At 29.6% G+C, this 6,732-nt stretch carries 7 protein-coding genes; 2 read left to right on the top strand and 5 right to left on the bottom strand.

Annotated features, from left to right (window positions below):
- Together ABWO04_RS09165 and ABWO04_RS09160 are read right to left on the bottom strand one after the other, a co-directional pair.
- A partial coding sequence (locus ABWO04_RS09165; protein WP_353079371.1) for a DUF6671 family protein occupies positions 1 to 404 on the bottom strand: 404 nt, incomplete at its 3' end.
- A gap of 1 nt (position 405) precedes the next feature.
- On the bottom strand, positions 406 to 684 hold the full coding sequence (locus ABWO04_RS09160) for a hypothetical protein (protein ID WP_353079369.1): 279 nt from the start codon (positions 682 to 684) through the stop codon (positions 406 to 408).
- Between the two features lie 95 nt (positions 685 to 779).
- Between ABWO04_RS09160 and ABWO04_RS09155 the strand changes: the two genes are divergently transcribed.
- Entirely contained in the window at positions 780 to 1,703 is a 924-nt protein-coding gene (locus ABWO04_RS09155; RefSeq protein WP_353079367.1) for a LysR family transcriptional regulator, read from the top strand.
- On the opposite strand, the gene ABWO04_RS09150 is transcribed toward ABWO04_RS09155, so the two are convergent.
- Complete coding sequence (locus ABWO04_RS09150) at positions 1,700 to 2,890, bottom strand: LETM1-related biofilm-associated protein (protein WP_353079365.1); 1,191 nt, start codon at positions 2,888 to 2,890, stop codon at positions 1,700 to 1,702. The two genes, ABWO04_RS09155 and ABWO04_RS09150, sit on opposite strands and share 4 nt — an antisense overlap.
- Entirely contained in the window at positions 2,880 to 3,941 is a 1,062-nt protein-coding gene (locus ABWO04_RS09145) for a DUF3810 domain-containing protein (RefSeq protein WP_353079363.1), read from the bottom strand. The genes ABWO04_RS09150 and ABWO04_RS09145 overlap by 11 nt, the downstream gene beginning before the upstream one ends.
- A 113-nt stretch (positions 3,942 to 4,054) precedes the next feature.
- On the opposite strand from ABWO04_RS09145, the gene ABWO04_RS09140 reads away from it, so the two are divergent.
- Positions 4,055 to 5,521 (top strand): aminoacyl-histidine dipeptidase, encoded by a 1,467-nt coding sequence (locus ABWO04_RS09140; RefSeq protein ID WP_353079361.1) that lies wholly within the window; start codon positions 4,055 to 4,057, stop codon positions 5,519 to 5,521.
- A 54-nt stretch (positions 5,522 to 5,575) separates the two neighbouring features.
- Here ABWO04_RS09140 and ABWO04_RS09135 read toward each other — a convergent pair.
- A partial coding sequence (locus ABWO04_RS09135) for a carbamoyl phosphate synthase preATP-grasp domain-containing protein (RefSeq protein WP_353079359.1) occupies positions 5,576 to 6,732 on the bottom strand: 1,157 nt, incomplete at its 5' end.

Here is a 6,732-nt window from a genome sequence, read left to right as displayed (position 1 = left end):
GCAAAAGTCAGTAAATCTGTTTCATTAGAAATTTTTTGACCATTAAAATTGGTTTCCAAACTAATTTCTTTTGCTATAATTTCAAGATCATTTCTAAAATCTTTTAGCATTACTAATTCTTGATTAGCATGTGCAAAAAAAATAGACGGATGCGCTCCAAAAGAACCTTCACTAGCAATTACTAAATCAGATTTTGAGGCATTAGCAGCAAGGATACATTTATTTCTTAGTGTGGTTAAGGCATCATATTTTCGTTCAATTTCACCAGAAAATGTTCCTAAAGTATCCGTGTCAAATTGTTCAGATACAAAACAACTAATCGCGAGTTCTTTCTCGAGAATAGGAGTCATAACAAGCTCTTTTTTATGTTTTGTAGCAATTAGTACATTTCGACCTGCAAACATATTATTCTTCTATACGAATAGTTAGCGTACTATTAATTACCAATTTTTTATTTTTCTCTTTTGCATTGGCAATAACTTGTTTTATTTCATCTTTAGTTGCTATTAATTCTTGAATACGAACTTTTGAATGTGCCATTTCTTGATTAAATCGGATATGGTTACTGAAATCTTCTCTATTATGATAATCGATTTTATAATTAAGCAAAGCAATTAAAAGTTTGTCAGCGTCATCGAAAGTAAAAACACCATCAATAAATTTAAAGTCTTGTTCTTTTTCCATTATATTTTGTATTAAATTATATTACGCTGCAAAATTGAAACTTTTTATTCATAAAATTTTATTTATATTTGTAATGTAAAACATAATATATTTTTATGAACTATACCTTACACCAACTTCAGGTTTTTTATAAAATAACCGAAACATTAAGTATTACTAAAGCAGCAGAAGAATTGTTTTTATCTCAACCTGCGGTTTCAATTCAATTGAAAAATTTCCAAAATCAGTTTGATATTCCATTAACAGAAATTGTGGGTAGACAAATTTATATTACAGATTTTGGTAAAGAAATTGCAGAAGCAGCAGAAGCTATACTAAATGAAGTATATGCAATAAACTATAAAACGCAAGCTTATAAAGGACAATTATCTGGTAGATTAAAAATATCCGTAGTTTCAACAGGAAAATATGTAATCCCTTATTTTTTGAGTGATTTTATTAAAAATAATAAAGAAGTAGAATTAGAAATGGATGTGACTAACAAAACAAAAACATTAAAATCGTTAAAAAATAATGAGATTGATTTTGCTTTAGTTTCAATACTTCCAAAAGATATAGAAGTTGAATCGAAAATTATTTTAGAAAACAAATTATTTTTAATAGGTAATAAATATGTAGATAGTAATCCTAAAAATGATTTAGCTGAATATGCTGCAAATTACCCGCTTATATATAGGGAAGCTGGATCTGCAACTAGAATTACAATGGAAAATTATTTAGATCAAAACGGAATTAAACCCAATATGAAACTACAATTAACTTCAAATGAGGCAGTAAAACAATCTGTAATTGCAGGATTAGGACTTTCGATAATGCCTCTAATAGGATTGAAAAATGAATTAGACAAAGGTGATCTTAAAATAATTCCTTTAAAAAAACTACCAATAGTTTCTAGCTGGCGATTAATTTGGTTAAAAGGAAAAAAATTCAGCCCAGTGGCAAATGCTTATTTAAAATATATAAATGCCTCACATGAAGAAATAAAAGACACTTATTTTTCATGGATTTCTAATTATTAATCGTTTAAATTTTCGTTAAATGCTGAAGGCAATAATTGTGGAATAAATTTTATCAAAATTGGTAACAACAATCCACCTCCAGGAAGTAAAAAAATAGTGAGCGACGGAATGCTTTTGCAGATGTCTAATAACTGTTTTTTTACTTTCTTTTTTTCCTCAAAACTCAATTCATTTTGAGTTGATTTCCCTAATAACTTTACTAATTCTTTGCTCTCTGAAAGCTCTTTAAGTAAACGGGCTTTATTCCTACTTACTAACTTTGCAATATTATCTTGGGTATTTGTGTAAAATTGTTTTACCGGATGATTTAAATTATAAAAAGGTAGATTATTTTTATTTTTATTTATAAATTCAACTAATTCATAACCAGTGTTTTGATTTATTTTATTTAAACCTAATTTTAAAGCGAATTCTGAAAGAAAAACTTGTTCGTTTTCAAACACAACTCCATCGCTTAATAACGTCATATGAGCAATTTCGTATAGATATAAACTTTCTAATTCAGACCGATTTCCTTCAAAAACAATATCAATAATTTCATTATCATTTATTTTAGAAACTTTAGAATATCGCAACGAATTTTCAAACATTTTTAGAAGCATTATATCGTACTCCGATTTATGTTTTTTAACATTCAATGAAAACATAATTAATGCCAAACATTTACGTTCTATATTCTTAAAAAAATCAACGGAAATTGAATTGTTTTTCAAGTAATATTCAAATGCCAAAACATCAATATACAACATAGAATTGGTAACCATATGTGTAAAATTTTTGGTAACAATATTGTCATTAGTTTGCAAACGTTCATTTATAATACTCTCTAATTTTTGATATGAATTAGATTGCGGCAAAACCATATTTAAAAAACTAAATTTTCCTCTTGAAATTTGATCGTAAAAAGATAATAATTCATTTAAAAAAGAAGCATTCGAATTCAACTTTTGAGACTGAAACAAAGCAAGCAATGTAGCTAAAAAACCAACTTTCATTTTCTCTTCAGCGTCCCATTTTGTGTCTTCTATATCATTTTTTAAATGATAATTCACAACATAACCATAAATTAAACCGCTTTTTTGACAAGCCTTAAAGAACGATTCATTGGTATCGTATGTAACGATATCAAGTGCATGTTGTTGAATAAACTTTTCAATCCAACCGTTAATTGATGGGTTAATTTGCATGAATTAACTGATGTTTTAAGTCGTAATTAATTAATAATCCAACAAATTTGCTATAACTTTCCATTCCGTCTTTTTGTTGATTCATTTTTAAAAATGTGTCGTAAATGTATTCAAAAACAGTATCAATCCAAGAATGATACTGTTTCCAAAAGGTTTTGTTTTCGTTAAAATTTTCCAAAACACCTTTATTAATAAATACTTTGTACGTTTTACTACTACCTTCTTCCATTACTTCTAAATTATACAAACAATAATTCAAAGCAAAAGCATAAGCGGAATATTTAAAATAAACATCCTTATTTTGCGAAGCAGCTATAAATCCAACAAAATTGCAATCACTTTCAGAGGCAATTCCGGTTTGATGTGCCATTTCGTGACAAATTGTTAATGGTGAAGTATATTTCGGCTTTAAATTATTTACCTGCGCTTCGTTTGTAAATGGATTTAAATATCCACCAAATCCCATATAACTTAATGGTAAACTAAAAATAGAGGATTTGATACTTTTATTTTGATATTGAATATGCGATAACGATTTTGGTAAATTAGCATATCCGTTTAAAGCCATTTCATACATTTTTTGTTCTGAATAATTATAAACCACTTTCTTATAATGTAATTTTTCTATTTGAAGTTGCAAATGATTTGTTTCGGCGATTAATTTTAAAGTCAAATTTTGCAATTGTTCTTTAGTATACTCTTTTTCAATTCCTATTTTTTTATGCAATGGAATTCTATAATAATTCAATCCCCACAAAAAATGAAAAAAGAAATACAATATCGAAATAAAATTCAAAATAGTTAAACCGTTAGATTTCCAATTTTTCAAAAAACCAATTCTATTTTTATACAACCATCTTAGAACAAATAGTATCAAAATAATATAGAAAATATCACCTACAGAAAAAGGAATCCAACCTAAAAGTAATCGACTAATCTTAGAAAGATACAAATACAAGCCATTACTGTAAAAGCGCTCTACTACTTCTGGAAAAAGTGAAAGCACATTAATCAGAATAACTTGAATAATAAAAAAGTATAACTTCTTCACAAATTGAATTTAAATTGTAAATATAACTACAATTTCATTTATTAAGAAATTAAACTTTGTAACTTTGTATTTCAAAAAAATCTTATTAAATAATATAAAAAGACAATTCATAAATGAGTCAAGAAGTAAGAAATTTAGAACCAAAAGTACTTTGGAACAAATTTGCTGATTTAAATGCCGTACCACGTCCGTCTAAAAAAGAAGAACGTGTAATTGCATTTATGATGGAATTTGGTCAGAAATTAGGTTTAAACACCATTAAAGACGAAGTTGGAAATGTAATTATAAAGAAACCTGCAACTGCCGGAATGGAAAATCGTAAAACCATTGTAATGCAATCGCATTTAGATATGGTGCATCAAAAAAACAATGATACCGATTTTGATTTCGACACACAAGGTATTGAAATGTATGTAGATGGTGATTGGGTTCGTGCCAAAGGAACTACTTTAGGTGCCGATAACGGATTAGGTGTTGCTACAATTATGGCAATCTTAGAAAGCACCACAATTCCACATCCTGCCATTGAAGCTTTATTTACGATAGATGAAGAAACTGGTATGACTGGTGCAATGGGATTAAAAGGTGGCTTATTAGAAGGTGAAATCCTTTTAAATTTAGACACTGAAGAAGATGATGAAATTGATATAGGTTGTGCTGGTGGTGTTGACGTAACTGCAGTTGCAGAATACGATGAAGAAGACACTCCTGCAGATGCTGTAGGTTATACCATAACTGTAAAAGGTTTAAATGGTGGGCATTCAGGTATGGATATCGACAAAGGTTTAGGTAATGCAAACAAAATTATGAACCGTTTATTATTTAATGGTTTTGAAGATTTTGGCTTACAAATTTCAACTATCAATGGTGGAAGTTTACGTAATGCCATTCCAAGAGAAAGTATAGCAGAAGTAGCCATTGCTCCTATTTACGATGAAGCATTTACATTTGATATGCAAGAAATTATCAATGAAATAAAAGCTGAGTTTAAAACTACAGAACCCAATTTAGAAATTGTAATTGAAAAATCAGCAACAACACCTGCTAAAGTTATGCCACCAATGGCACAGTTTTATATGGTTAGATCGATTTATGCAGCGCATAATGGTGTATATAGAATGAGTGCCGATTTTGATAATTTGGTAGAAACTTCAAATAATATCGCAAAAATCACAGTTGCTAATGGTAAATTAACCGTACAATGTCTAACGCGTTCTTCGGTAGAAACCTCAAAATTTGATTTAGCAAACGCTTTACGATCTGCATTCGAATTAATGGGTTGTGAAGTCACTTTTGGTGGTTCATATCCAGGTTGGACACCAAATGCAAATTCAGAAATATTAGATGTTTTAACTTCAATATACGAGAAACAAAACGGAACTAAACCGCACGTTGTAGCTTGTCACGCAGGTTTAGAATGTGGGATTTTAGGAACCAATTACCCAGAAATGGATATGATTTCTTTCGGACCAACAATCAAAGGCGCTCACAGTCCAGATGAAAGAGCAAATATTGCATCTGCTCAAAAATATTGGAAATTTGTATTGGAAATTTTAGAAAATATTCCAGTTAGAAAGTAAAAAGCAGCAAAATAAAAAGTAAAAATCCCAATTTTTCAATTGGGATTTTTTTATTTATTTCGTTAGATACATTTTTCTTCTTGCGTATAAATCATAAAATTGATCATCTTTTAAATCATCAATAAATAAAATACTTTCACCCGTAGATTTCATTTCTGGCCCCAGGGCTTTGTTTACATTTGGAAATTTACTAAAAGAGAAAACCGGTTGCTTAATCGCATATCCTTTTAATTGCGGATTAAAAGCGAAATCAGTTACTTTATTTTCTCCTAACATTACTTTTGTAGCGTAATTTACATAAGGTTCTCCATAGGCTTTTGCAATAAAAGGTACAGTACGAGAAGCTCTTGGATTTGCTTCAATAATGTAAACAATATCATCTTTTATCGCAAATTGAATATTGATCAATCCAACGGTTTTTAACGCTACTGCAATTTTATTTGTATGATCTTTTATTTGTTGCATAACAAACTCACCCAAGTTAAAAGGAGGTAAAGTAGCATTACTATCGCCAGAATGTACACCACAAGGCTCAATATGCTCCATAATTCCAATTATATAAACGTTTCCATCGGCATCACAAATAGCATCTGCTTCAGCTTCAATAGCCCCATCTAAATAATGGTCTAATAAAAGTTTATTTCCTGGTATCGATTTTAATAAATCAATAACGTGTTCTTCCAATTCTTGTTTGTTGATAACAATTTTCATTCCTTGACCTCCTAATACATAGGAAGGACGAACTAATAAAGGAAAATCTAATGTGTCTGCTAATTGCGAAGCTTCTTCAGCACTTTCAGCTATTCCAAATTGTGGAAATGGTATTTTTAATTCTGTTAATAAATCAGAGAACCTTCCTCTATCTTCGGCTAAGTCTAACGCATCAAACGAAGTTCCTAAAATTTTAATTCCGTATTTCGATAATTTTTCAGCTAATTTTAAAGCTGTTTGCCCACCTAATTGCACAATCACACCTTCTGGTTTTTCGTGCTGAATAATATCGTAAATATGTTCCCAAAAAACAGGTTCGAAATACAATTTATCAGCCGTATCAAAATCTGTGGAAACCGTTTCTGGATTACAGTTAATCATTATCGTTTCGTAACCACATTCTTTAGCCGCCAAAACACCGTGCACACAAGAATAATCAAACTCAATTCCTTGTCCAATTCGATTTGGACCTGATCCTAAAACAACTACTTTTTTCTTAT

Source organism: Flavobacterium sp., assembly GCF_040382755.1.
Taxonomy (GTDB): domain Bacteria; phylum Bacteroidota; class Bacteroidia; order Flavobacteriales; family Flavobacteriaceae; genus Flavobacterium.
The sequence above is the reverse complement of the archived record's forward strand: the minus strand, read 5'-3'. Positions and strand labels throughout refer to the sequence as shown.